A 25587-nucleotide genomic window follows, 5' to 3' on the forward strand; every position below is an offset into this window, starting at 1 on the left:
CGCCCCCTTCACCGAGGTCCAGAAGGTCCTCTCCGCCTTCTCCGCCGCCTCCGGCCCCATCAGCGCCGCCGCCGCCACATACGCCTACACACGGTGAAGCCAGGGCGGCGCGTCAGTTCAGGGCGCGCCGCCGCTGAGCCTTCTCGAGGCGGGCGAGTTCGCGGCCGATCTCGTAGAGGGCCACGTCGATCAGGGTCTGCAGGACGGAGTTGCTGCCCGCGAGCGCCTGGCGGGCGGCCATGCAATGGTCGGCCGCGCGCTCGAGCGGATGGGCGTTCGGATCCTCCATCGTCGCCACGTAACCCTGGCCGTCCGCCCGGCTTTCCGTGATGTCGATCAGGATGCCGTGGCCGAGGACCGGCTGGCCGTCCGCGTTGCGCTCGATCCGGCCCCGGCTGAGCAGCCAGCGGTCCTCTCTGCCGGGCGGCCTGACCCGGTACTCGCAGAGGAACAGACCACCCGCGCTCCCAGCGTTGCGGATGTAATCCGCGACCCAGGCTTGATCGTCCGGATGGATGCAGGTCGTGACCTCGTCGATGGTCAGCGGCCTGCCCGCAAGGCGGGAATCGCCCGCAATCAGCCCGGCTGCGCCGTCATCGAGGATCACGCGATGGCGAAGCAAGTCCCATTCCCAGACGCCGACGACGCCCGATGCGTGCAGGGCGGCCCGCAGATCGGTGTCGGAGGTGCGCGCCCGATCCGTCGCTCCTGAACTCCCCATGTCCGCTCCCATCCGCAACCCTGACCCATCGCGGACCAAGATTGCTCATCATAACAGGATCGGGAAGAACAGAGAGCAAAATTTGTGTATCTCGCGGCACCCTGGCGCTCGCTTTTGGTAGAGCCGGCCCAGGAAACAGCATCAGATGCATCATTTCGGCGCCCTCGGACGTCCGATGGCAAAAAGTGATCACATGCGATTGCTGGTTGCAATATTGCTGGCGCCGGCGGAGGGCCGCGGCGAAGCCAAAGCTTCGGCGAAGCTCCGCGCCCCCTTCCGAATACACGCATAGGTAGAAGATTCGTGGCCGCACCGGTCATGCGGGGGCCAGGGGCATCCCGAGGCCGGACCCGGTTCGGGTGCCGGCCGATTCGGCTCCGGCACCCGAATCAGCGGAGCCTTCGGGCTCGATCCGCCCGGCGCTCAGCCGCGCTTGGCGAGAAGCTGCTCGATCAGCGAGCCGCCCTTCTCCATCTCCGCGAGTTCCTCGGCGATCGCGTGGACGGTCGAGCGGATCTGCTCCTCCGTATGCTCGGAGGTGAGGAAGAAGCGCAGGCGCGAGGCCCGCTCCGGCACCGCCGGGTGGATGATCGGCTGCACGTTGATGCCGCGCTTGAACAATCGGTCGGACAGCGTCACCGACTTCAGCGAGTCGCCGATGATCACGGGGATCACGGCGAGCCCGAGGCTGGTGCCGACATCGACCCCGCGGGCCTTCGCGCAGGAGAGGAACAGGCTGCCGTTGCGGCGCAGCCGCTCCACCCGCTTCGGCTCGGCATGCATCACGGCGAGGGCAGCCTCGGCGGCCGCGGCGAGGGGCGGCGACATGCCGACGCTGTAGACGAAGCCACCCGCCGTGCACTTAAGGTACTCGACGAGGGCGCCCGGGCCGCAGATGTAGCCGCCGCAGGTGGAGAGCGTCTTCGAGAACGTGCCCATCCAGATGTCGACGGCGCTCGGGTCGACGCCGCAATGCTCGAACAGGCCGGCGCCCGTCGCGCCGAGCACGCCGAGGCCGTGCGCATCATCGACCATCAGCCACGCGTTGTAGCGCTCCTTCAGCGCCACGAACCCGGCAAGGTCCGGCGCGTCGCCGTCCATGCTGTAGAGGCCCTCGATCACGATGAGGGCGCGGCGGTGCTCGTGGCGGGTCGCGGCGAGCAGGCTGTCCAGCGCGTCGAGGTCGTTATGGGCGAAGGAGCGGCGCTGGGCGCCCGAGAGCTGCGCGCCGGTGACGATGCTGTTGTGGATGAGCGCGTCGTGGAAGATGACGTCGGCCGGCTCCAGGATCGCGCCGATCGTGGTGACGTTGGTGGCGTGCCCGCTCACCATCACGACGCAGCCGTCGGTCCGGTAATGCTGCGCGAGCGCCTTCTCTAGGGCGATGTGGCCCGGCCGCTCCCCGGCGACCACCCGACTCGCCGAGGCCGAGGTGCCGTAGGCGTCGATGGCCTCGCGAGCCGCGGCATTGATCGCCGGGTGCCCGTTCAGGCCGAGATAGTCGTAGGACGAGAAGTTGACGAACTCGCGCCCGTCGATCCGCGTCGTGGCCCCGGCCTTGGCGTCGTGGACGCGGAAGAACGGATTGCCGAGGCCGATCAGGTCGGCGGCCGAGCGCTGAAGCTTCAGCTCCCGGTAGCCGGGCAGTGTCTCGAAATCCTGGACACCCGCATCCCCCGATTTCGGGCGCGGTTGCCCCTGCGCCGGCCGCGCGGGAGCGCGCCCCATCCGGTTGGTGACGAAGCCTGCGAGCGCGGCGCGCCCGTCGTCCGGTCGAACCGGCTGGGTCATGGCAGGATCTCTTTGATCTCCAGGCTGTTCTGCTCGACGAGCGTCTTGAACGGCTCCAGCTTCTCCGCGTCGATGTCGCCGACGTGCTTCTGCGCGAGGCTGAGGGCGACGCCCGCCGCCTCGTCAACCGGCGCCGAGATCGACTGGATCAGCGTCTCCGAGAGCTCGTTGACGGTCAGTCCCGACGAGATGCCGGCCGGCGGCGCGTCGAGGGCGAAGCGCTCCTGCAGGCTCGCGCCGAGCTCGACGCCCATCAGCGAGTCGAGGCCGATCTCGGAGAGCTGGCGCACGCGGCTGATGTCGTCCTTCGGCAGGCGCAGGATGCGGGCGATGTCCTCGACGATGGCGTCGGCCACCGTCTTGCGCACCGTGTCGATATCCTGCGTCTTGAGGAGGCTCGCGATGTCGATCGTCGCGACGCCGCCGGCCTCCGCCTGCTGGTCGGAACCGAGATCGGCGTAGCTCGGCGAGCGCATCGTGGCGAGGCGCTCGCGCGCCTTGCCCCAGTGCATCGCCGCGATGGCGACGACGGCCTCGTCCGGGCTCGAACCCTGGCCTTCCAGCGCCTCCTGCATCAGGTCGAGGCAGCGGCGGGCCTCCATCGGCGTCACGCCGACCCGGCCGGCGAGCGTCTCCATCACCGCCTTGTTGCGGGCGAGGACGCCGACATCGCCGATGGCGCCCCAGGCGACCGCCATGGCGGGCAAGCCGAGGCGGCGGCGCTGGCGGGCAAGGCCCTCCATGAAGCCGTTGGCGGCCACGTACGCGCCCTGGCCGGGATTGCCGATGAAGGTCGTGGCCGAGGAGAACAGCACGAAGTAGTCGAGGCTGCGGTTGCGGGTCGCCGCGTCGAGGTGCTGGGCGCCGACCACCTTCGGCTGGATCACCGCGTCGAGCGCCGCGGCGTCGAGGTTGGCGATCAGCCCGTCCTGCAGGACCATCGCGCCGTGGATGATGCCGGCGAGCTTGCGGCCGCCCCGCTCCACCTCAGCGAGCAGGGCGTCGACCGCACCGCGGCTCGTGATGTCGCATGCCTTCGCCTCGACGGTCACGCCCCGCGCCGTCAGCTCGGCCACGAGGGCCTTCGCCTCCTCGCTCGTCGCGCCCTTTCGGCCGACGAGGACGAGGTTGCGGGCGCCCTTGTCGGCGAGCCAGCGCGCCGCCTCGATGCCGAAGCCGCCGAGGCCGCCTGTGATGAGGTGAACGCCGTCCTGAGAGATCGCGAAGTCGCGCTTGGCGTGGGCGAGCACCCGGCCCGGGGCCGGCGGCGCGATCACGATCTTACCGACATGCCCCGATTGCTGCATGAGCCGGAACGCGTCCGAGGTCTCCTCGGCCGTGAAGGGCTGGTAGGGCAGGGGCTTGAGCCCGCCGTCGTCGAACAGCGACATCACCTCGCGGAAGAGGCGGGCCCCGTCTTCGCCCTGGTGCTGCAGCACTTGGTCGAGATCGACACCGAAATAGGTCAGGTTCCGGCGGAACGGCCGCAGGCCGATATGGGTGTTGGCGACGTAGTCGCGCTTGCCGAGCTCGACGAAGCGGCCGAACGGCTTGAGCGCGTTGAGCGAGCGCTCCATCGCCTCGCCGAACAGGCTGTTGAGCACCACGTCGACGCCCTCGCCGGTGATCCGGCGAACGTCGTCCACGAAGGCGAGCGAGCGCGAATCGAGCACGTGCTCGGCGCCGAGAGCCTTGACGAGCGCCCGCTTCTCCCGGGAGCCGGCGGTGGCGATGACCCGCGCACCCTTGAGCTTGGCGATCTGGAGCGCCGCGAGGCCGACGCCGCCCGCGCCGCCATGGACCAGCACCCACTCGCCCTTCTTGAGGCGCGCGAGGGAGACGAGGCCGTAATAGGCGGTGAGGAAGGCGACCGGCACGGTCGCCGCCGCGCGCGGGTCGAGCCCGGGCGGGCTCGGCGCCACGACGAGTTCGGGCACCACGATGTGGGTCGCGAAACCGGATTGCGCGAAGGCAACGACGGGATCGCCGACCTTGAAGGCGCGGACACCCGGCCCCACCGCGACGACGCGACCGGCACATTCGAGGCCGAGGCGAGGACCGGCGAAGCCGTCCTCCAGGATCTCCTCGGGCAGCATCGAGAGCGCCCAGAGAACGTCGCGGAAGTTGAGGCCCGTCGCCTCGACCGCGATCTCGACCTCGCCCTGGCCGGGCTTGCGGCGCTCGGCCGGCCCCCAGACCATCTCGTTGAGGCCGCCCGTGTTGCTGCGCTCCAGCCGCGCGGCCGGGGCCGCCACGGCATCGGCGGAGGCGCGGCGCGGCGCGATGCCCGGCGCGAAGCGGATCACGCGGGTCCGATCCTCGTCGAGGACGATCTCCGTCTCGGGCGTGCCGGAGAGGATCAGGTCGCAGAGCCGCTCGGCCGCCCGCTTCGAGAGCATGGCGGGCGAGAGATCGATCCGGCGGACGTCGAGATTGGCGATCTCGTTGGCGAGCGTGCGGGTGAAGGCCCAGACGCCGGCTTCGACGGAGGCTGTCGAGCCGCCGCGCTCGCGGGTCGCCCCCGGCGCCACGACCCAGAGGCGGGTCTGGCGGCTGCCGAGATGCTCGACGCAGCGCTTGAGGCTGAGGCAGCGGTCGCGCAGCCGCTCGGCCGCGTCCCCGCCGCGTGTGAAGGCGCCCGCGAGGAACACCACCGTGTCCGGCGTCTCGCGCTCCAGCTCCAGCAGGGAAGCCTCGGAATCGAGGATGATGGAGACGTGGACGCCGTTCGCCACGAGGAGCGTCGCCAGAGAGGAGGCGGTCTCCGCGGCGAATTCGTCGTCGGAGCCGATCACGAAGGCGAAGCTCTGGGCCGGGGCCGGCTCCGGACGCTTCGGCGCCTCGGCCGTCAGCAGCAGGTCGTTGCCGTTGCCGGTCTTCGCCTTGTCGGCGGATACGCTCACGAGACCGCTCGCGCTGAGCGAGCGCTGCCAGCCGGTGACGTCATCGAGGCGGCCAACCGGCATGTCGTCGGCGGCCGTCTCGAACCAGCCGGGGGTGAGGCCGAAGACAAGGTCGCGGAACAGCGAGGCACCGGGCTCCACGGCCACGAGCACGCCGCCCGTGGCGAGCGCCTCGGCGAGCCGGCCCATCGCCTCGCGCGGCTCGCGGTGCAGCACGCCGCTGGCGACCACCACATCGAAGGAGGCCGCACCCAGAGCCTCGGCCTCCTCGACCACCGCGACTCCGCGGGGCAGGGCGAGGCGGGCGCGCTCGGCAAGGCGCCGGTCTGTCTCGAACACGGTGAGGCGCGCTTCCGCGCCTTCCGCGAAGGCGGCGGCCTGGGCAGAGAGAGGCCCGAAGCCGACTTGGAGCAGGCGGATCGCCCGGTCCTTCGGCAGATGCTCGACGCTCTCGGAGAGGATCGCGGCGGCGACATCCGCGGAGGCGCGGGCGGTGGCGCTGCGCAGGGTGAAGGCGTCGAGCGCATTCTGCGGCAGGGAGGGGGCCTCGGTCAGTTCGCCCGCGAGCAGCCGGTCGACCAGCGCACCGACATCGGCGATGAGCACGAGCTCGGCCGACAGATCCGGATGATCCGCCGCGATCCAGCGCATGATCTCGTCCGGCGCGGGCAGGGTCACGTCCTGGCGCAGGGTCCAGGTCCGGCCCTTCAGCTCGGCGAGCCCGCTGCTCTCCAGCCCGTACAGGGCGTTGATGAGCCATGCGCTCATCTCTCGGGGCACGCGTTCGTTGATCGCGATCATGCCGCCTCGTTCCAGCCCCTTGGCGAGCCGGTAGGCGAGGGAGGTCGCCCAGCCCTCCAGAAGCAGGTGGCCGGGCGAGAGCGGCGCATCGGCCGGGGCACGGGCGGCACGCGCGCGCGCGCCGATCGCGGCGGCGATGCCGGGACCGCGCTCAGTCGGGATCGCGGTCGGCTCGGTCGCGAGTTCGGGCCGCTGCGTGATCGCGTAGGCGGCGAGCTCGTTGCCGCTCTTGGCGCGAAGCGCCTGGAAGCGGCCCTCGCGGATCGTCGCGATGACCTCGCCCTCGGCGTCGAGCACCGAGAAGTCGGCCAGGATGCTGCGCTCGTTGCAGCGGCGGGTGCGGATGACGGCCTTGGCGATCACGGCGCCGGGGCGCAGGAGGCGCACCTCGCCGAAGCGGACCGGGATGTAGGCCTTGGTCGAGTTCTCGCCGAGAAGGTCGGTGAACAGCAGGATCAGGCCGTGGAAACAGGCATCGAGCCTCGCCGGCACGAGGCCGTAGCGCGGGTCGGCATCGGCAGGAACCAGCTCCGAGACGATGGTGGTGTCGTCGAGCCTCGCGCTCAGCGCCACCTGCCGGAAGCTCGGGCCGAAGCCGAGGCCGGCGGCGACGGCGCGGGCATAGAGCTCCTCGCCCGTCACCGCGTGCTCGGCCGGGATCTCGACATCCTCGCGGGCCGGCAGGGCGTAGGTGCCCTCGACGATCTTGGCGGAGGCGTGCAGTTGCCAGGGCGCCTGGGTGAGGCGCGGGCGGCTCAGGATCTGGAGTTGGTTGCCGCTGCCGGAGAGGCGGATTGTGGCCTCGCGCAGGGCCTCCTCGCCGAACACCATCGGCCCGTGGATCTCGAAATCGGCGAGCACCACGCTGTCGCTGCGCTGCGATTCGCGGGCGACCGCGAGCGCCATCTCGACGAAGCCCGCGCCCGGCATGATGGGCTGGCCCTCGATGCGGTGATCGTCGAGTTCCGGCACCGTGACGACGTCGACGTAGCCGTGCCAGTCGAGGCCGTCCGCCGCCATGCGTGAGCCGGCAAGCGGGTGGTAGGGTCGGGGAGCGGTCCCGCCGACACCCTCGTTGGTCTCGGCGAGGCGGAAGCTGCGGCGCTGCCAAGGGTAGGACGGCAGGCTGACCGCGCCCTTCGGCGCGTCGCCGAAGACCCGGGTCTCGTCGACCGCCGCGCCCTGGACGAGGGCGGCAGCGAGCGCCTTGCGGATCGGATCGCCGCCCGCGGCCTTGCGGTGCATGACGCCGACCACGGCGTTCTCGATGCCGAGCGGCTCGATCGCGTCGCCCACATGCGACATCAGGGTGGCGCGGGGACCGACCTCGACGAAGACGCGGGCGCCGAGGCGGGTCGCCTCCTGTACGGCGGCGCAGAAGCGCACCGGCTCACGGATGTTGCGCCACCAGTAGCCGGCACCGAAGGCGTCGCCTGCCAGAACCTTGCCGGTCACGGTCGAGACCATGGCGGTGTGGCCTGCGCCGGGCTTCAGCCCGGAGAGATCGCGCAGCAGCGGCTTCTCGGTCGGATCCATGATCCGGCCGTGGAAGGGGTAGGCGAGATCGAGCTTGCGGCCGCGGCGGCGCTTGCGCGAGGCGGCCTTGAGCGCCGCGTCGATCACGGCCTGGGGTCCGGCGATCGTGATCGCCTTCGGGCTGTTATAGGCCGCGATGTCGAGGGTCGGGTAATCCTTGAGGAAAGCCTCGCTCTCCTCGACGGGGGCGAGCATCACGGCCATCGTGCCCTGGCCGCGCGTCGTCTCCTGATGGTGGCTGCGGTAGAAGATGACCTTCACCGCCTGTTCCAGGCTCAGGATGCCGGCGGCTTCGGCCGCCGCGATCTCGCCGACGCTGTGGCCGAGGACGTAGGACGGCTTCAGACCTTGCGCGCGCAGCGCCGTGGTGGAGGCGCTCTGGATCGCGAAGATCAGGGGCTGCGACACGCTCGTCAGGATCAGGCGCTCGTCGAGATCCTCGGCGAACATCGCGTCCTTGAGCGACCATTGAGAGAGCGGCTGGAAGAGCGCGTCGATCCGGTCGAAGGCCTCGCGGAAGGTCGCGTTCTCGGCATAGGCCTCCTGGCCCATCCCGGCCCACTGGCTACCGTTGCCGGAATAGACGAAGGCGACCTCGGCCGAGCGGTCGACGGCGGTGCCGACGAGGGCCGCATCGGTGTCCTCGGCCTCGCCGATGGCGCGGAGAGCCGCAACCACGTCGGTCTTTCCGTCGAGGGCGACCGCCGCGCGGGCCGGCAGGCGCTCGCGCCGATGCGCCGCGGCGGCCGCGATGCGGGCGGATTCCTCGCAGGAGGCCGCCTCGAACCGGTCGGCATAGTCGAGGGCGAGCTCGTTCAGAGCCGCGCGGCTCTGGGCGGAGAGAAGCAGCATCTCCGGCGCGCGGTCCGGCGCGGCGTCGGCCGCCACGGGCCGCCCGTCCGTCAGCACGACGTGAGCGTTGGTGCCGCCGAACCCGAAGGAGTTCACGCCGGCGAAGCGCTCGCGGGAGCCGCGCTCGATCGGCAGCGGCTTCTGCAGGACCGAGAGGTTCAGATCGCCGAACGGGATCTCGGGGTTCAGTTCGGCCGCGTGCAGCGAGGCCGGCACGAGGTCGTGCTCGAGGGCGAGGCTCGCCTTGAGGAGGCCCGCGAGACCCGAGACCGGCTCGGTATGGCCGATATTGGTCTTGATCGAGCCGATCGGCAGCGGCGCCTGGCGCAGGCGCCCGAGCCGACCGCCGATGGCGCTGGCCTCGATCGGATCGCCGACCGGCGTACCCGTGCCGTGCGCCTCCACGAAGGCGACGTCGTCGAGCGGGATCTCCGCCTCGCGGTAGACCTTCTCGAGGAGCGCACCCTGGGCGTAGCCGGAGGGCAGGGAGATGCCGGTGGTGCGACCGTCCGAATTGACGCCGCTCGCCGCGATCACGCCGCGGACCGTGCTGCCCTGGCGCTGGGCGGCCTCGGCCGATTGCAGCACGAGGACGACGCCGCCCTCGGAGCGGACATAGCCGTCCGCGCTCGACGAGAAGGCCTGGCAGAGGCCGGTCCGGGAGAGCATCTGCGCGTTCGAGAAGCAGATGAAGTTGAAGGGGCTGGCGAGGAGGTTCACACCGGCCACGACCGCCGTGTCGACCCGCCCCGCACGGATCGCCGCCACGGCGGCGTCGAGGGCGACGAGGGAGGAGGAGCAGGCGGTGTCGACCGTGAAGCTCGGACCCTTCAGGTCGAAGATGTAGGAGATGCGGTTGGAGAGGATCGAGAGCGTATTACCGGTGGCCGCGTAGGCGTCGCCCGACGAGGCGTCGAGGATGCGCAGGTTCCCGTAATCGAGGGAGGAGGCCCCGACGAACACGCCGATGTTCTCGCCCGCGACCGCGGACGGGCGCAGGCCCGCATCCTCGAGCGCTTCCCAGGTCAGTTCCAGCAGGAGCCGCTGCTGCGGATCCATCTGCTCGGCCTCGCGGGGCGAGATGCCGAACACCGCCGGATCGAAGGACCAGATGTCGTCGAGAACACCCGCCGCCCAGGTGTAGCTCTTGCCCCGCTCCTGCGCCCGCGGATGCCCGAACCGGTCGAGCGACCAGCGGTTGTCGGGAATACGACTGACGGCGCAGCGCGCCTCGGTCAGGAGTTGCCAGAGCCCGTCGACGCTGGGAGCGCCCGGGAGCCGGCACGAGCGACCGACGATCGCGATGTTGGCACGTTGTGTCACGTTCGATTCGCACACGCTCGTTGACGGGGGACGATTCGGATTGCCGACGACGGAACAATCAGGTCCACCCTTAGTATGGCACTATCGTGGTGTCCAACCTGCCACCGGTACATCCGCATGACGCGGTTGAGATGGCAGCAGGCTGTGGCACGTATTCATCACACCCGGCTGATCACGACCCTGCGGCATCGGAATGTTTGCCGCATGTGATCTCCACCCAATCCACAGTTCAGCACCCAGAAAACGCCACAATTCGCATCCGGCTGATGGAACTGGATTTGTCCGCGGCTTCGTGCGCTGCACGTCACCTTGTCAGAGCCTGGAAATTCGGTCCGGCCACCCGCTCATCATCGATGGAGCTGTGTACCGGATCGTACAGCCTCTTTCGGGAGGCCCGCTTTATCCATCGCTTTCGGGCAGCAACGCGGCGTCATCCGGGCGGATCGGCACAATCAATCTGTCCGATCCTGGGCGCGCCCCACGCTCACGTAGCGCAGGCCGCGCCTGGCCATATCCTCCGGCCGGTAGACATTGCGCAGATCCACAACCACGGGTGCGGACATGATCGTCTTCAGCCGGTCGAAGTCGAGCGCCCGGAAGGCATCCCACTCGGTGATCAGCACGAGCGCGTCCGCGCCCTCCGCGCAATCGTAGGGGTCCGACGCGTAGGCGATGTCGGGCAGGAGCGCTCGCGCCTGCTCCATCCCTTCCGGATCGTAGGCCCGCACCCGGGCGCCCGCATCCTGCAAACCCGCCACGATCGAGAGGGAGGGGGCGTCGCGCATGTCGTCGGTGTTCGGCTTGAAGGTCAGGCCCAGCAGCGCGATCGTCCGGCCCCGCACCTGACCGCCGCAGGCGGCGATCACCTTGCGCGCCATGGCGCGCTTCCGCTGGTCGTTGACCGACACCACGGTCTCGACGAGCCGCACCGGGGTGCCGGCATCCTGCGCCGTCTTGACCAGCGCCAGGGTGTCCTTCGGGAAGCACGAACCGCCGTAGCCCGGCCCCGCATGCAGGAACTTGCCACCGATCCGGTTGTCGAGCCCGATGCCGCGGGCGACCTCCTGCACGTTGGCGCCGACCTGCTCGCAGAGATCCGCGATCTCGTTGATGAAGGTGATCTTGGTGGCCAGGAACGCGTTGGCCGCGTATTTCGTCAGCTCGGCCGTGCGCCGGCCCGTGACCAGGATCGGGGCGGCGTTGAGGTACAGGGGGCGGTAGACCTCCCGCATCACCTCGGCCGCGCGCTCGTCCTCGGCACCGATGACGATGCGGTCGGGCCGCTTGAAGTCGGAGATCGCCGCCCCCTCGCGCAGGAACTCGGGGTTCGAGACCACCGCCACCTCGGCGCGCGGTGCCACCTCGCGGATGATGCGCTCGACCTCGTCGCCCGTGCCGACCGGCACGGTGGATTTGGTGACCACCACCGTGTAGCCTGACAGGCTCTCGGCGATCTCGCGCGCCGCGGCGAACACGTAGGAGAGGTCCGCGAAGCCATCGCCGCGCCGGGACGGCGTGCCGACGGCAATGAAGACGGCGTCGGCGCGGGCCACCGCGTCCTTCAGCTCGGTCGCGAAGGTGAGGCGCCCCTGCCGGACGTTCTCCGCGACGAGCGCCTCGAGCCCCGGCTCGTAGATGGGGATGCGGCCGTCCTTCAGCGCGGCGATCTTGGCGGGGTCCTTGTCGACGCAGACCACGCTGTGTCCGAAATCGGCAAAGCACGTGCCGGACACCAGCCCGACATACCCAGATCCGATCATCGCGATGCGCACGGATGTCATCCCCTGCCGGCCCCGACCTGACCGGAGCGCGTCTTCGCTGCATTGCACCCTTAGCGGGGATTCACGTGGGGGGAAACCGAGGCGCGCTATCCTTGACAGGTGATCTCAACCGCTGAGGTTGCCGTCGTCGCCCGTCTGCGTGCCCTCCCGGCCGGCCGGACGCGTCGCGCAGAGGGAGATGGCCGGACCATTCCCGTGGGTCCGCCAATCATAGTGGATCGTGATCTCGAAGGACGAGCCCAGTCCCCGGCGGCATCATCGTGAGACACTCGCCGGCGAACAGGTCGAGGACATTCTCATGGGAGGGGCGGACATCGACGAAACGACGCCACGACATCGCCGGCGACACGATGCCTGTCGACCGACACAGCGCCGCGCCCGATCGTCATCGCAGCAGCGGGCGTGATCCAGAACCGGATGATGTCGCCACGGTCGAAATCGACGAGGAATCGCATTCCCTCTCACTGCTGTTTCGGCTGATCTGACCCGCCCCATCGTGGCCGGGCGGGTCAGCGCCTTAGCGCATTTCGCGAGCCGTTGCAGCGGTCACGCGACGGGCGGACGAGACGTGATGCGAAATCACCGATCTTCGGCTTGCGCACCCACTCGCCAGAAGCTATAGCCGCGGCCTCACCGGAGCGGAACGGCTTCGGACGGGCGCGTAGCTCAGCGGGAGAGCACTACCTTGACATGGTAGGGGTCACAGGTTCGATCCCTGTCGCGCCCACCATCCAAGTTTCCGATGTCACAGATTTCGATCTGCGGAGACTTGAACAGACTTTCGATACATCCCCGGCTCAGAGAACGACACCGCGAGCCGAACGGACGCTCGGCCGGGATGCCAATCCGGTTCGGCCACTCTCGGTATCGTGACGCCCGCGGCCGGCGCAGGGCCGCCTCCCGCTCGGCGAGGCCGGTATCGCCCCCCCGCACAGATGAGGTCGGGGGTAGGGCCGCTTTGTATGATGCGAAGGCGCAGGCCCGATCGTTCGAGCGTCAGCCTCCTCGCCGCATCCAGAACGCCCCGGCATGCCGCGACACACCCTCGAATTCCGGCGCGTCGAACAGATCCGCGAGTTCGCCCGCCCGCTGCACGGAGGCATGCAGGCCCGGAAACACCACCGCGTCGCCGTCGGCCCCTCCCAGCAGATAGGCGATGAGCAGGTATTGCTCGTTGTAATACCGATCGAGCCATTGTTCCGGGTAATCGGCCGGAAGGAAGATGTCGTGGATACCGTAATAGGCGCCGGCCGGCAAAGCCGGCAGAAGCTCCGTGAAGAAGACGGTGACATCGGAGTTTTGAAACGCACGATGTGAGTTGTCGATATAGACGACGTCGCCCTCCTTCAGCGTCGGGAGGTAGCGATCGATCGGAACATCCTCGAAGGGTTGGCGAACGACATCGTCGCAGAGAGCATCGACGACGGCCCGGGGATAGGGATCGATCGAGATGATCCTCGTGCTGAGGCCGGCGTCGCGGATCGCCTTCGCGACGAACTTCGTCGAGTTCCCGGATCCGACCTCGAGATAGGTCGCGGGTTTCAGCCGCCGGATCATCGCGTAGAGCAACATCCCGTCGAGGCCGGGAATCATGCCGTTGTTCCAGTAGGGTTCGGGGGCCTCCGGATCTCCGGAGAAGGAGATCGCGCGCAGGGCGGGAAGATGGTCGCGCACGGTCGTGAGCCAGCCGGATACGGACTCGTCCGCGCCATCGCAGAGGGCGCGAATTCGGCGCCCCCCCGCACTCTCGGAAAAAGCCCGCACCCGCGGCCGGATCGGGTAGTCCGTGACGATCACCCGTCCTTCGGCAGCGGCCCGAGCAATCGCACCAGCCTCCTCCTCGCTGCGGGCAACCTGAGGCGCAGAGGATGGATCGAGCATATCGAGGCTCCCAGATGCTTGATCCAAGGCCGAGAACTCGCCACGAATGGCACAGCTGCCGGTTTGCGCCATCCCTGGACGATCTGCAAGCCGAGCGGACATTGCGCGGCCGGGGACGAAGCCCCGCAGCCATTGCAACACTGACCTCATCATCCCTCTACAAGTCCGGCTTATCCAAGCAGGTTAGCACCGAATGATCTCCGTTGAAGAAATCCGGATCGCGCTCCAGCGGCGAGATGCGTCGCTCGCCGATCGGCTTCGCCAGCGCAGAGATGCTGGAAACCTCCATGAATTCGACGTCGGCATCATCGATGCGCAACTGATCGCCTTCGATCTGAGAATCGAGGAAGCCCGAGATTATCTGACCGCGCTCGCCGATCGATTTGAGCTGGCCAAGCTCTCATGGGCGCACAAGCGGGTTTTTGCGGCGGCCTGCATGGTGTGCGGGTGCCCGGAACTCGGCATGGACGCACTGAAAGCCGATCTCGGCATCGATTTCGATGTCACGTGGACCCTCGATTATGTCAGCCCCTTCAAGCACCGGGAGGCTGTCCACGTCACGCTCGGCGCCGGGCCGGCCTGCGTCATCGCCGTCAACCAGCATCTCTACAGCTTCGTTCATGCCGATGAGATCTTTGGGCGATTGATCGACTGGCTTCCGATCATCCAATCCACGATCTCCAAGGTCGAGGCGGCATCGACGGCCGTATTCGCCCTCGGAGACGCCAGCATGCCCGGCGCGATCTCGGGGTGTTCGAACGACAGGAAGACGTTCTTAATCCCCGATCCGATCTTCATGTACAATCGCGCCTACCAGAACTTCCGAACCATCGTGCACACCAAGGCTCTGGATTGGGCCGAACGCCGGGACGTGGTGTTCTGGCGCGGGTCCGATACCGGCCTTGGCCATATCTGGCAGGAACTTCCCCGCGTCGTCCTGTGCCAACGCGTCGACGAGGCGAATCGGCCCGACATCTTCGACGTCGGGATCTCGCAATTCGTTCAGGTACCGGGTGCTTCGCGCGATGCCATCATCGCCAAAGGCTACCACAAGCCTTACGTGAGCAACGAGGAGCTGATCAACTATAGATACCATATCGACATCGACGGCAATACGAACTCCTGGCCGGGTCTCTTCCTGAAGCTGCTCTCCGGCAGCCCGGTGTTCAAGGTCGCCTCCCCGCACGGATTCAGGCAGTGGTATTACGATCGGCTCGAGCCCTGGATCCACTACGTCCCGGTCGAACCCGAGATGAGGGACTTGGTCGAGAAGGTTCTCTGGCTGCGACAGAGGGAGGATCGGGCGCGCTCGATCGGCCAGCGCGCTCAGCAACTCGCCTTCGGGATGACATTCGAGACGGAAGTGCAACGGGGCAGCGAAGTGGCCGTGGCGGCCTACCGCGCCCATGCCGGGCTCGCGCTCGCCGATCTACGGTTCGGCGCGGAGGGCAATGCGCGCGCATCCCTTCGCCAAGGGTGGGCAGGGGACGCCTCGACCACCTACGAATGGACGCTCGACGATCACGCCGTCATCGAACTCGCGAAACCGCCCTTCCGATCGGACTTGATCCTCCATCTTCAGGCTTTCGGGAATGTCGGACCCGACCTTCCCGCACAGCGAGTAGCCGTCATCGTGAACGGACATCATCTGAAGGAGATCAGTGTCGCGCACGAGGCGAGTTTCACGATCCCGATTCCGAGCGGCGTCGTCGAGGCTCGACCCAGGCTCACCCTACTTCTCGTGATTCCCGATGCCGCGAGTGCGAACCGGACGGGGCGTTGGGACGATCTCCGCATCCTCGGCATCGCCGTTCAGCGATTGCGTCTCACCGTCGCGTAGCCGGATCGAGCGGACGAGGCGTGGCCGGGGCGCGGCGCTCGCGTTCTGCCCGCCGACGGACGCTCACTCCCCGCCGCGGCTGTCGATCGTCAGCTTCTGCACGCCGCGAGAGGACAGGACGGGCTTTCTGGCGCTGATGATGCGCGAGTTCACCCCCGTCCAGCCGATCTCGCCCGACAGGCGTCCGTACTCGATCTTCGGACAGCGATTCATCACGACGGTGAGGCCCCGCGCCTCGGCACGGGCCGCGGCGGCGTCGTTGCGCACGCCGAGTTGCATCCAGATCACCCCCGGCGGATCGGGCAGCGACAACGCCGCGTCGACGAGGGGACCGGCGGCCTGCGCGTTGCGGAAGATCTCGACCATGTCGACACGGCGTCCGAGATCCGCGAGCGAGGCGACGACCCGCCGCCCGAGGAGCTCCTGGCCGGCCAGTCCGGGGTTGACGGGTACGACGTCGTAGCCGCGGTCGAGGAGGTATTTCAGCACGATCCAGCTGGGTCGCGCGGGGTTCGCCGAGGCGCCGACGAGCGCGATCGAGCGCGCCTCGCGCAGGATTTTCCGGATCAACGCATCCGGGTAGCTGTCGTGGCGGGTCGGGAGGCCCTCGGGCCGCGCATCGGGAGTCGGGATCATGGCGGGACTTGTCGGCCATCCCCGCCCATGCTGCAAGGCGGCCCTGGACAGCGACGGCGCTCCGCGCGAGCGGCGCAGGGCAGGGGTGAGGCGGGGATGTCGGGATTGCGCGAAGTGGAGGGCGGCGAGCCGCGCATGTCCCTGGCCGAGGTCACCGCCTTCCTGGAGCGCGAGTTTCCGCAGATCCATCACGGCGGACGCACCTATCACCTGGAGGCGGTGGGCCGCCTCTCGGCGCGCATGCGGATGGACCATCACGAGCGTCACCTGCGCCCCGGCGGCACGGTGTCCGGGCCGTCCATGATGGCGCTCGCGGATCTCGCCCTCTACGCGGCGATCCTCTCGCAGATCGGCCCCGTCGGTCTCGCGGTCACCACCAATCTCAGCTTCAACTTCCTTCGGAGACCGGGGCCGGCCGGGCTCGTGGCGGAGGCACGGCTGATGAAGCTCGGCCGGCGTCTCGCCGTCGGCGAGGTGCTCATCACGGCGCGGGACTCGGACGATCTCGTCTGTCACGCGACCGGAACCTACTCGATCCCGCCCGGATCTGCGGTATCATGATACCGCAATGACGAAGCACCTCTGAAATCTCGCGTTTTCGGCTCTTGGCTGCCCGCAATTGCCTTGACGCGGGGCGAAGAGACCCGTATGGGAGCCGCCGTACGCCGCTGCGTTCCCCCGAACGTGGCGGCACTCGTTTTCGAGACACCCCACGTCACACCCCCAAGTCACGGGTTCGGCCATGAAAACAACTTCGCTGAAGCCCGCCGACGTCGACAAGAAGTGGGTCGTGATCGATGCGGAGGGCTTGGTCGTCGGCCGGCTCGCCTCCATCGTCGCGATGCGCCTGCGCGGCAAGCACAAGGCCGCCTACACGCCCCACGTCGATTGCGGCGACAACGTCATTGTCATCAACGCCGAGAAGGTGAAGTTCACCGGGCGGAAGTACAACCAGAAGGTTTACTACCACCACACCGGCTATCCGGGCGGCATCAAGGAGCGCTCGGCCAAGTTCATCCTCGAGGGCCGCTTCCCCGAGCGCGTCGTCGAGAAGGCCGTGGAGCGCATGCTCCCGCGCGGCCCGCTCTTCCGCCAGATCCTGGGCAACCTGCGGGTCTACAAGGGCACCGAGCACCCGCACGAGGCCCAGCAGCCGCAGTCGCTCGACGTCGGCGCCCTCAACCGCAAGAACGTGAGCGCTTGATCATGGCGACCCTTCAGTCCCTCGCCGACCTCAACCGGACCAACACCGCCTCGGACAACCAGAGCGACGCTCCGGTCCATGTCCAGAAGCTGGATGCCCAGGGCCGGGCCTACGCCACCGGCAAGCGCAAGGACGCGGTCGCCCGCGTCTGGATCAAGCCGGGCTCCGGCAAGATCGTCATCAACAGCCGCCCGGTCGACACCTACTTCGCCCGGCCCGTGCTGCGCATGATCCTGCGTCAGCCGCTCCAGGTGGCCAACCGCGTCGACCAGTACGACATCACCGTGACGGTGGCGGGTGGCGGCCTCTCGGGCCAGGCTGGCGCGGTGCGCCACGGCCTCTCGAAGGCCCTGACCTACTACGAGCCGGAACTGCGCTCGCCGCTGAAGCGCGAAGGCTTCCTCACGCGCGACTCCCGCGTCGTCGAGCGCAAGAAGTACGGCCGCAAGAAGGCCCGCCGCAGCTTCCAGTTCTCGAAGCGCTGACGGCGACGTCGGCTTCGGCGAACGAACAGGGCGGGCCCGCGAGGGTCCGCCCTTTTTTCTTGAGGTTGGCCGTGCGCCCGGGACGCCGGCACGGCGGTTTCAGGCGTGGAGCGCGCGCTCCAACTCGCCCTTGGACATCTTCGAGCGTCCGGGAATGTTCTTGGCCTGCGCCTTCTTCATCAGGTCCGCTTTCGTGGAGCCGGAGGCGCTGACACCGCTCTTGCGCGACGCTGCGCCCTTGCGCGACGCTGCGGCTTTGCGGGCCACGTCCTTCGGCTGCTTCGAGAACTGCTTGCCCTTCGCCGTGTCGGCCCTCTTCTTGTCCGAGGAGCGCGCGTACTCGGCATCGGACAGGGTGTTGCGGGTCTTCTTCGGCAGGTAGCGCTCGCCCGTATCGGCACTCTTCCGACCGGATTTCGTGCCCCATTCCTCATCCGTCCATTGTTTGAGGTGGTTGTCGCCGCCCTTCTTGCCGGCGTAGCCGCCGCCCTCCTTCTTGTACTCGGACGTCGCCATCTGTGCCTTCCGGGCGGACCATTGCCCCGGCTTCCCGCCCTTCGAGGATTGGGTGACGCGCTTCTTGACCGTCTGCCACAGCTTGGGGTCGGTCTTCTCGGCAGTCTCCGACATGTCACTCGTCTCCGAATATTGAGGATTGGGCGGTCAACCGGAGGCGGAGAGGGGAGTTCCGGCCTGCCGGCCGCGACATCGGGACAGCCTGTGGACGAGGGCCGGCCACGACGGATTGTCATGTTCGTCCGGCAACATTGACTTGCGCACCGCTCCCCTCCACCTCGCGGGGCAGCGACAGCGCGGGAAGGCGACAGGCGATGGCGGACCGGACCAGCCCGGACAGGAAAAGGGTATTCATCGACGGCGAGGCCGGCACGACGGGTCTCGGCATTCGTGAGCGCTTGGAGCGGGACGGGCGCGTCGAACTGCGCAGCATCCCGCACGAGAGCCGAAAGGACGTGGCGGCCAAGCGCGCGCTCCTCGGCGAGGTCGACCTCGTGGTGCTCTGCCTTCCCGACGACGCGGCACGGGAAACCGTGGCGCTCGCGGACGGCCTCCCCGGGGGCGGCCCCCGCATCCTCGACGCGAGCACCGCGCACCGGGTCAGCCCGGGCTGGGTCTACGGTTTCCCGGAACTCACGCGGGAGCAGGCCGGCGCGATTCGGGTGAGCCGGCGTGTGGCCAATCCCGGCTGCTACCCGACCGGGGCGATCGCGCTGCTGCGCCCGCTCGTCGACGGCGGGCTGATCCCGCCCGACTTCCCGATCAGCATCAACGCGGTCAGCGGCTATAGCGGCGGCGGCAAGAGCATGATCGAGGCCTACGAGAGCGGCGCCGCTCCCCCGTTCCAGCTCTACGGCCTCGGTTTCGCGCACAAGCACCTGCCCGAGACGCAGACCTATAGCGGACTGAGCAGGCGGCCGATCTTCGTGCCCTCCGTCGGCAATTTTCGGCAGGGGATGCTGGTCAGCATCCCGCTGCATCTCGGAAGCGTGCCCGGCACCCCCGATGCGAGCGACCTCGAATCCACGCTCCGCGACTGGTATGCCGGGCAGAACCTCGTCCGGGTCGTTCCCGGCGCGGCCACCGGCGCGCATCGGGAGCGCCTGGAGCCGGAAGACCTCAACGATTCCGATCTTCTCGAATTGCGGGTCTTCGGATCGGACGAGCACGCGCAGGCCGTCCTGGTCGCCCGCCTCGACAATCTCGGCAAGGGCGCGTCCGGCGCGGCCGTGCAGAACATCGGTCTGATGCTCGGCCTCGACTGATCCGCGCACGCCAACGCTGCAGACACACGAGAGGCGGCACCGGCAGGGCTCTGCCGGACGATGCCGTGCGCGCCGACGAATCATACCGCGCGGTCGAGCCGAGCGGCACCGTCCGGTCGAGGGCGCGCCGGCACGCCGCCGGCGTTTCGAGAAATGTCGATGGCCCTGCGCTGTTGAGCGGCGCCTCGCTCGTCCCCGAACCTCGCGCTGAGCTTCGGAACTCAGGGTTCAAGCCTGAAGATCGATGCGCGTGAGCGTGCGGGCCATGAAGAGCTTTTGCGCAATCCTGATAAGACCTTGCCCGGCATCAGCCCGCGCAGAACTCGCATCCGGCGATTTCGGTGATGCGTTGGAAAAGCGCGCACGAAGTTCGAGTCCGGACGGTCTTTCGGGCCGGCAGCCTGCAAAATCGGTGGTAACCATCCACATTTATCGTCGTTTTTCGGACGTTCTCGTCCCCAAAACATCTTGCCGGTTGCCGGTGCTGAGCTTACGGTCGAGAATATCATCAACGCACGATAATATGGCCAATGAGCATGAGCGAGACAGAGACCGACAAGGGGCACCTCATCACCCTCGCGGCAGACATCGTTTCGGCTTACGTCAGCAACAATCATGTACAAAGCGCGGAGCTTCCGAAGCTCCTCAGCGACGTACACGAGGCGATCCGCACCGTGTCCGGGAACGGCCGGGCGAGTGCTGAAGCGGGTCCTCCGAAAGCGACGAGTCAGGAGATTCGCCGTTCGGTCACGGCCGACTATCTGATCAGCTTCGAGGACGGCAAGCAGTACAAGACCCTGAGGCGGCACCTCACCTTGCGCGGGCTGACGCCGGAACAGTATCGTGCGAAGTGGGGTCTCGCGCCCGACTATCCGATGACCTCGCAGAGCTATTCGGAGCAGCGCTCGGAGCTCGCTCGCGCCCTCGGCCTCGGGCAGCAGCGCCGCAAGTCCCCGGCAAAGGGCGCCGCGGACGAGACCGTCGAGTCGGCTCCCGCCGAGACTGCCGAAGCGTCAGCGGACGAGGGCGAGAAGAAGCGCCGGCCCGGGCGCCGGAAGAAGGAGGCCTGAGGGCCGCAGGCAGCCCGCGCTCGGGCGCACTCTCGACGGTGGCGGCATCGGATGACTCGTCCCATGCCCTCTGTTAGAGAGGCGCCGGCCGTGGCCCCGTAGCTCAGCTGGATAGAGCAGCCGCCTTCTAAGCGGCAGGTCGTAGGTTCGAGCCCTACCGGGGTCGCCACGCCGGATTCGGCCAGACAGGGATACGGGACACGTCACCGTGCGGACCTTCCGCCGCTCCGAACGCCCGCGGGGCGGTCATGAATCATGATGGAGAGAGACCTCTGGATCTCGCTGGATCGGGGCGTGTCTCCCGTCGTCCTGTCGGCACGCGGAGCGGCACTCGGCCTGCGCGGCTTCGTCCACGATCGCGCTGAGCGCGTCGCCTCCCTGCACCTGCGCCTCGTTCAGGGTGGCCGGACCGTCGAGGCCAGCCGCCTCTTCCTCCAGGACGGTCTGCTCGGGCCGACGGAAGCCGGAATCGGCGATCGCATCGACGGCGGCTTCTACCTCTCGGCGGTGTTTCCGCCGGACCCGGGCCTGAGCAACGGGGCGGCGTTTCTCGAAGCGACCGTGCATTGGGGTGACGGAGCTTCGAGCGAGATCCGCCTCGCCGCGGTCGATCTGATCAGGGCCGAGCCGGTTGCGGAACCCACGGGAGAGAACCGCGCGCTGGGACGGGTCGGCATCGCCATGGCGACCCACAACCCCGATCCCGCCCTGTTCGCCCGGCAGATCGCATCGATCCGCGCGCAGACCCATCGCGACTGGATCTGCGTCATCTCGGACGATCAATCGAGGCCGGATGTGCTGCGCGCGATCGCCGAGACGATCGGCGGCGACTCGCGGTTCCACCTCCTGCCGCCCGGCCCCAGGCTCGGCTTCTATCGCAATTTCGAACGGGCCTGCGCGTCCCTTCCGGACAGCTGCGGGTTCGTCGCCTTCAGCGATCAGGACGACGTCTGGCTTCCCGAACGCCTCGCCCGCCAGGTCGCGGTTGCGGAGGGCGTCGATCACGCCTGCTGCTACTCGGATATGGAGGTCGTGCGGCCGGACGGCAGCCTCATCTCGCCGACCTACTGGGTGCACCGGCGGCCTCGATATGGAAGCCTCGGCGGCCTCCTGCTCGCGAACGTCGTCACCGGCATGACGATCCTTGCGCGGCGGGAATTGATCGAGGAGGCGCTGCCCTTCCCGGCCGCACCCGGGCTGACCTATCACGACCATTGGATCGCCCTGCTGGCTGCCCGCCGCGGCAGCCTGCGCTACCTCGCCGAGCCGCTGGCGCGCTACGTCCAGCATGGAAGCAACCACACCGGAGCCCTGGTGCGGTGGAAGAGCTCGCGCACCGTGCTGCGCGAGAGCCTCGCCCGTGTCTCGCGATTCACGCGGCGCGGCATCTTCGGGCATCGTCTGCGCAGCGCCGCGAGCGAGCCCGGCATCGTGAAATGGATCGACACGGAGCCGGTGCGACTGCGCATCCTGGTCGACCGCCTGACCGAGATGCCAGGCGGCACCAAACGGTCGGACCGGGCCCTGCGCCGCCTGAGCCAGAGCTTCGGGCCCTTGCGCCTGCTCGCCAGCGGCGCCGATTGGAGCGACCGGTACCGGAGAGGCATCGCGATCGAACTCGTCCTCGGCGGCCTGTTGAAACGGGTCCTCAACCGCAGCCGGCGCGCCATGCGGGTCGCGTCCGATGGCCCGGAAGCCGATCGACGCGCGGCCTGAGCCGACGGCGCCGGTTCACCCCCGGTTGAAAAGCCGCTAAGCCGCGCCTGGAAGTCGGCGTTCACGGGTCGGACAAGGGCATTGCGTCTCGTCAAGAATCTGAGGAGCCTCGCGACGGGCGGGCAGCGGTGGCTCGCGGCGCGCTCCGCCGCACGCCCGTGGTTCACCCTCTACGGCAGCGGCGTGCTGGTCGGCATGCCGGCCGCTTCGCCGAATGCGGAGGTCCGGGTGTCGCTGCGCGCGCCGGGAGAACCGACCCGCACGTTACCGACGGGGCGCACGCTCACGCTCGGGGGCACCCGCTACGCGCACGCACTCTTCGATCCTGCTCTTCTTGCCGGCCACAGCACGCTCACGGTGAGCGTCGCGATCGGCGCCCGCACGCTCCGCCGCAACTTCGAGGTCGGTCCCGGCCGCTATGCCGGCCGCATCGACGGCGTGCGCAACTACGCGGTCGAAGGGTGGGTCTCGCCGCTCTTCGCGCCACGAGGAGGGGAGCCGCCCCCTCTCGTGCGCCTCCTCGTCGATGGGGTCGAGGATGGGGCGACGTCCCCGGACCAATTCCGGCGAGAGCTGATGTTCGGCGGCGTGTGGGGCGGCTGGAACGGGTTCCGGCTGCCGGTGCCGCCCGCGGCTCTCGACGGTGTGCCGCATCACCTCTCCGTCCGCGTCGCCGACACCACGATCGAGTTCGGCCCATGGGCGGCCAAGCCCAAGTTCCACATCGACGCCGCGAGCCCGAACCGCGTCGCGGGCTGGTTCTTCGATGCGGCCTCCCTCGATGCCCCGACCTCGATGCGGCTCGTCTCCGGTGACGACACCCTGGCCGAGGTCGCGACCCATTTTCGGCCGGACCTGAAGGCCGCGCACGGGCGCGAGGCGACCGGTTTCGCCTTCTACGACCTCGAGATCGACGGAGACCTCGACCTCGTCGCAGGGCCGAAGGACGGGGGCGTGCGCATCGCCCGCTTCGCGACGCGGACGCTCGCCGCGCGGATCGCCGAACGGCGGGCCGAAGCGCGCGCGGCGCTCCTGTCCGAGCCCCTGCCCGAGACCACGCTGGAGACCCGGCGTGCGGTCCGCGCGAAGATCGTCGAGGTGGAGCGGGCAGACCCGGAGGTCCTGCTGGCCGAGCGGCGCGACGCGGCGCCGCCGGCTCCGCGGAGCCTCGCCCCTGCAACCCCTCCGCCGGTCTGTGCCATCGTGCCCGCCTATAACGGGCTCGCCGACCTGAAACTCTGCCTCGCCTCGCTGATCCCGCACTTGCGGCCGGGCCGGATCCGGGCGCTCGTGATCAACGACGGCTCGCCGGACGCGGCCGTCGGCGCCTATCTCGCGGAGGTCGCGGCGGCGGCCCATCCGGGCCTGACGATCCTCGAGAACCCGCAGAACCTCGGCTTCATCGCGACGGTCAATCGCGGCTTCTCGCTGCTGGACCCGGGCGAGGACGCTCTCCTCGTCAATGCCGACACGATCCTGCCGCCCGGCGTCGTCGAGCGGCTTTCGCGGCACTGCCACGCACGGCCCGGCATCGCCAGCGTCACGCCCCTGTCGAACAACGCCACGATCCTGAGCTTCCCGAGCGTCACGGCCGTCAACCCGCCGGCCTTCGGGCTCGACGTTGCGGAGATCGACCGGGCCTTCGCGGAGACGGGGGCGCCGCCGGTCGAGCTCCCGACCGGCGTCGGCTTCTGCATGCACCTGAACCGGGCGGCCCTCGACGAGGTCGGGAGCTTCTCGCCCGATTGGGGACGCGGCTATTGCGAGGAGGTCGATTGGTGCCTCACGGCCCGCGATCTCGGCTGGATCCACCTCGCTGCCCCCGACGCCTACGTCGTGCACGAGGGCTCCGTCTCCTTCGGCCCCGCCAAGCGGCTCGAGATCCTGGCCACGAACCATGCCCGGCTGGAGGCGCTCTACCCGGAATACGTTCCCGAGGTCGAAGCCTTCGTGAAGGCCGACCCGCTCGCACGGACGCGGATCGCCGTGGCGCAGCGGCTGCTTGCGGGCCGCTTCGATCGGCTGACCCTGCATGTCAGCCACGGGCGGGGCGGCGGCACCGAGCGCTACGTCCGGGACATGCACGGCCTGTCCCGCGATCCGCGTCACGCGCTAGCCGTTCTCGCCCCGCTCGACGACGAGGGTGAGGATCCGCGCCTGGAGATCCGCTTCGACGAGGACGGATTCGCCCTCACGCTCGGGACGGCACAGGTCGAGGATTTCCTGAAGGGCATCGAGGCGGCCGGCGTCGCCATCGAGTTGCACATCAACTCCCGGCTCAATTTCGACAGCGGTCTCCTGCGCTCGCTGGTGGCGTCGCGCCCCTACGACGTCATGCTCCACGACTTTCAGTGGTTCTGCCCGCGCGTGCACCTGATCGACGGGCGCGACTTCTACTGCGGTGAACCGCCTCCCCAGGTCTGCCAGATCTGCGTCACGGGTGGCGTACCCTACAGTTTCGGCGATCAATCGGCGCTCATCGAGGACGACCTCGCGACGTGGCTCGGGTTCAACGCCGGGATCCTGCGGGGAGCCCGTCGCCTGATCGCGCCCTCCCGCGACACCGCCGCGCGCTACGTCCGCCGCTTCGGCCTGCAATCGGTAACGGCCCTGCCGCACCCGGAGCCAGAGCCGAAGGGAACCACCCGGGTGATCGGTCGGCGCGCCGAGGGCGCCCGGGCCCTCACGCTCGCGGTGGTCGGCGCCATCGGCTGGCACAAGGGCTACAACCTGCTCCTGCGCACGGTCCAGCAGGCGGCTCTGGAGCGGGCGCCGCTGCACGTCACCGTCGTCGGCATCACCGCCGACGACGCGCGCTTCATCCGGCACGGCAACGCCGCGGTCTCGGGGCGCTACCGGCCCTCCGAATTGCAGGCGCGCCTGACGGCCATCGGGCCGGATTTCGTGCTCCTGCCGAGCGTCTGGCCGGAAACCTACTCCTACGTCCTCTCCGAGGTCTGGGAGGCGGGCTATCCGGTGGCGGCCTTCGATTTCGGTGCGCCGGCGGAGCGGATCCGCGCGGAGGGCGGCGGCTTCCTGATTCCGCCGACGAGCGATCCGCACGAGCTTCTGGCTCATCTCCTCGCCGCCCGGGGGCGCCTCGCGAGCGTGCAGCCCCACGCGCCTGCGCGGCGAGCGCCGCTGACCCTCGCCGACTATGCCCGCGCCGGCGAAGCGGTCACGCAGAGCGATGTGGCCGAGATCCTCGGGGTTTCCGACGGACGAAGGTCGCATTGACGCGGGAGCCGAAAACCGCCTCCTCTGCC

At 68.8% G+C, this 25587-nt stretch carries 17 protein-coding genes and 2 tRNA genes; 10 read left to right on the forward strand and 9 right to left on the reverse strand.

Going from position 1 to position 25587, the window contains the following annotated elements:
* Positions 1-112: 112 nt before the first annotated feature.
* The 5 genes from J2X36_RS08425 to J2X36_RS08445 form a co-directional block, all read right to left on the reverse strand.
* Positions 113-721, reverse strand: a complete 609-nt coding sequence (locus J2X36_RS08425; RefSeq protein WP_310348367.1) for a PAS domain-containing protein — start codon at positions 719-721, stop codon at positions 113-115.
* A gap of 423 nt (positions 722-1144) precedes the next feature.
* The gene (locus J2X36_RS08430; RefSeq protein WP_310348369.1) at positions 1145-2512 is read right to left on the reverse strand and encodes an aminotransferase class I/II-fold pyridoxal phosphate-dependent enzyme; all 1368 of its coding nucleotides are present in this window, start codon (positions 2510-2512) and stop codon (positions 1145-1147) included.
* Complete coding sequence (locus J2X36_RS08435; RefSeq protein ID WP_310348372.1) at positions 2509-9927, reverse strand: SDR family NAD(P)-dependent oxidoreductase; 7419 nt, start codon at positions 9925-9927, stop codon at positions 2509-2511. Before J2X36_RS08435 ends, J2X36_RS08430 begins: the two co-directional genes overlap by 4 nt.
* Before the next feature lie 452 nt (positions 9928-10379).
* Positions 10380-11699, reverse strand: coding sequence for a UDP-glucose/GDP-mannose dehydrogenase family protein (locus J2X36_RS08440; protein WP_310348374.1), 1320 nt, complete (start codon positions 11697-11699; stop codon positions 10380-10382).
* Between the two features lie 305 nt (positions 11700-12004).
* Positions 12005-12163 carry a hypothetical protein gene (locus tag J2X36_RS08445; RefSeq protein WP_310348376.1) on the reverse strand — a complete coding sequence of 53 codons (159 nt, stop codon included), beginning with the start codon at positions 12161-12163 and terminating at the stop codon, positions 12005-12007.
* 200 nt (positions 12164-12363) lie between these two features.
* Between J2X36_RS08445 and J2X36_RS08450 the strand changes: the two genes are divergently transcribed.
* Positions 12364-12438 (forward strand) — tRNA-Val (locus J2X36_RS08450).
* A gap of 266 nt (positions 12439-12704) precedes the next feature.
* On the opposite strand, the gene J2X36_RS08455 is transcribed toward J2X36_RS08450, so the two are convergent.
* Entirely contained in the window at positions 12705-13661 is a 957-nt protein-coding gene (locus tag J2X36_RS08455; RefSeq protein WP_310348378.1) for a class I SAM-dependent methyltransferase, read from the reverse strand.
* 121 nt (positions 13662-13782) lie between these two features.
* Here J2X36_RS08455 and J2X36_RS08460 point away from each other — a divergent pair, with 121 nt between their 5' ends.
* The gene (locus J2X36_RS08460; RefSeq protein ID WP_310348380.1) at positions 13783-15429 is read left to right on the forward strand and encodes a glycosyl transferase family 90; all 1647 of its coding nucleotides are present in this window, start codon (positions 13783-13785) and stop codon (positions 15427-15429) included.
* Positions 15430-15492: 63 nt separating this feature from the next.
* Here J2X36_RS08460 and J2X36_RS08465 read toward each other — a convergent pair whose 3' ends face one another.
* Positions 15493-16065 (reverse strand): CoA-binding protein, encoded by a 573-nt coding sequence (locus J2X36_RS08465; RefSeq protein ID WP_132255539.1) that lies wholly within the window; start codon positions 16063-16065, stop codon positions 15493-15495.
* Positions 16066-16161: 96 nt separating this feature from the next.
* On the opposite strand from J2X36_RS08465, the gene J2X36_RS08470 reads away from it, so the two are divergent.
* The 3 genes from J2X36_RS08470 to rpsI all read left to right on the forward strand — a co-directional run bounded on the left by J2X36_RS08470 (position 16162) and on the right by rpsI (position 17754).
* Positions 16162-16626: a PaaI family thioesterase gene (locus J2X36_RS08470; protein WP_310348382.1), complete on the forward strand. Its 465-nt coding sequence runs from the start codon at positions 16162-16164 to the stop codon at positions 16624-16626.
* 181 nt (positions 16627-16807) lie between these two features.
* The gene (gene rplM / locus J2X36_RS08475) at positions 16808-17269 is read left to right on the forward strand and encodes a 50S ribosomal protein L13 (RefSeq protein WP_132255540.1); all 462 of its coding nucleotides are present in this window, start codon (positions 16808-16810) and stop codon (positions 17267-17269) included.
* A 2-nt stretch (positions 17270-17271) separates the two neighbouring features.
* Positions 17272-17754, forward strand: a complete 483-nt coding sequence (rpsI, locus tag J2X36_RS08480; protein WP_132255541.1) for a 30S ribosomal protein S9 — start codon at positions 17272-17274, stop codon at positions 17752-17754.
* A gap of 99 nt (positions 17755-17853) precedes the next feature.
* Here the strand turns inward: rpsI and J2X36_RS08485 are convergent, their stop codons facing one another.
* Positions 17854-18384, reverse strand: a complete 531-nt coding sequence (locus tag J2X36_RS08485) for a hypothetical protein (protein WP_132255542.1) — start codon at positions 18382-18384, stop codon at positions 17854-17856.
* A 200-nt stretch (positions 18385-18584) separates the two neighbouring features.
* Here J2X36_RS08485 and argC point away from each other — a divergent pair, with 200 nt between their 5' ends.
* Complete coding sequence (argC, locus tag J2X36_RS08490; RefSeq protein ID WP_310348389.1) at positions 18585-19535, forward strand: N-acetyl-gamma-glutamyl-phosphate reductase; 951 nt, start codon at positions 18585-18587, stop codon at positions 19533-19535.
* A gap of 228 nt (positions 19536-19763) precedes the next feature.
* On the opposite strand, the gene J2X36_RS08495 is transcribed toward argC, so the two are convergent.
* Positions 19764-19958: a hypothetical protein gene (locus J2X36_RS08495; RefSeq protein ID WP_310348390.1), complete on the reverse strand. Its 195-nt coding sequence runs from the start codon at positions 19956-19958 to the stop codon at positions 19764-19766.
* 107 nt (positions 19959-20065) lie between these two features.
* Here J2X36_RS08495 and J2X36_RS08500 point away from each other — a divergent pair, with 107 nt between their 5' ends.
* From J2X36_RS08500 to J2X36_RS08515, 4 genes are all read left to right on the forward strand, one after another.
* Positions 20066-20605, forward strand: coding sequence for a MucR family transcriptional regulator (locus J2X36_RS08500; protein WP_405029753.1), 540 nt, complete (start codon positions 20066-20068; stop codon positions 20603-20605).
* Between the two features lie 92 nt (positions 20606-20697).
* Positions 20698-20774, forward strand: a tRNA-Arg gene (locus J2X36_RS08505).
* A gap of 86 nt (positions 20775-20860) precedes the next feature.
* Complete coding sequence (locus tag J2X36_RS08510) at positions 20861-22321, forward strand: glycosyltransferase (RefSeq protein WP_310348392.1); 1461 nt, start codon at positions 20861-20863, stop codon at positions 22319-22321.
* An 81-nt stretch (positions 22322-22402) separates the two neighbouring features.
* Positions 22403-25558 (forward strand): glycosyltransferase, encoded by a 3156-nt coding sequence (locus J2X36_RS08515; RefSeq protein ID WP_310348394.1) that lies wholly within the window; start codon positions 22403-22405, stop codon positions 25556-25558.
* Positions 25559-25587 lie beyond the last annotated feature (29 nt).

The organism is Methylobacterium sp. BE186, from assembly GCF_031457035.1.
Classification (GTDB): domain Bacteria; phylum Pseudomonadota; class Alphaproteobacteria; order Rhizobiales; family Beijerinckiaceae; genus Methylobacterium; species Methylobacterium segetis.

Coding starts and splice junctions, on each gene's coding strand:
- J2X36_RS08425 (WP_310348367.1), bottom strand. CDS start 721: ATGGGGAGTTCAGGAGCGACGGATCGGGCGCGCACCTCCGACACCGAT.
- J2X36_RS08430 (WP_310348369.1), bottom strand. CDS start 2,512: ATGACCCAGCCGGTTCGACCGGACGACGGGCGCGCCGCGCTCGCAGGC.
- J2X36_RS08445 (WP_310348376.1), bottom strand. CDS start 12,163: ATGCGATTCCTCGTCGATTTCGACCGTGGCGACATCATCCGGTTCTGG.
- J2X36_RS08455 (WP_310348378.1), bottom strand. CDS start 13,661: ATGGCGCAAACCGGCAGCTGTGCCATTCGTGGCGAGTTCTCGGCCTTG.
- J2X36_RS08460 (WP_310348380.1), top strand. CDS start 13,783: ATGATCTCCGTTGAAGAAATCCGGATCGCGCTCCAGCGGCGAGATGCG.
- J2X36_RS08465 (WP_132255539.1), bottom strand. CDS start 16,065: ATGATCCCGACTCCCGATGCGCGGCCCGAGGGCCTCCCGACCCGCCAC.
- J2X36_RS08470 (WP_310348382.1), top strand. CDS start 16,162: ATGTCGGGATTGCGCGAAGTGGAGGGCGGCGAGCCGCGCATGTCCCTG.
- rplM (WP_132255540.1), top strand. CDS start 16,808: ATGAAAACAACTTCGCTGAAGCCCGCCGACGTCGACAAGAAGTGGGTC.
- rpsI (WP_132255541.1), top strand. CDS start 17,272: ATGGCGACCCTTCAGTCCCTCGCCGACCTCAACCGGACCAACACCGCC.
- J2X36_RS08485 (WP_132255542.1), bottom strand. CDS start 18,384: ATGTCGGAGACTGCCGAGAAGACCGACCCCAAGCTGTGGCAGACGGTC.
- argC (WP_310348389.1), top strand. CDS start 18,585: ATGGCGGACCGGACCAGCCCGGACAGGAAAAGGGTATTCATCGACGGC.
- J2X36_RS08495 (WP_310348390.1), bottom strand. CDS start 19,958: ATGGTTACCACCGATTTTGCAGGCTGCCGGCCCGAAAGACCGTCCGGA.
- J2X36_RS08500 (WP_405029753.1), top strand. CDS start 20,066: ATGAGCATGAGCGAGACAGAGACCGACAAGGGGCACCTCATCACCCTC.
- J2X36_RS08510 (WP_310348392.1), top strand. CDS start 20,861: ATGATGGAGAGAGACCTCTGGATCTCGCTGGATCGGGGCGTGTCTCCC.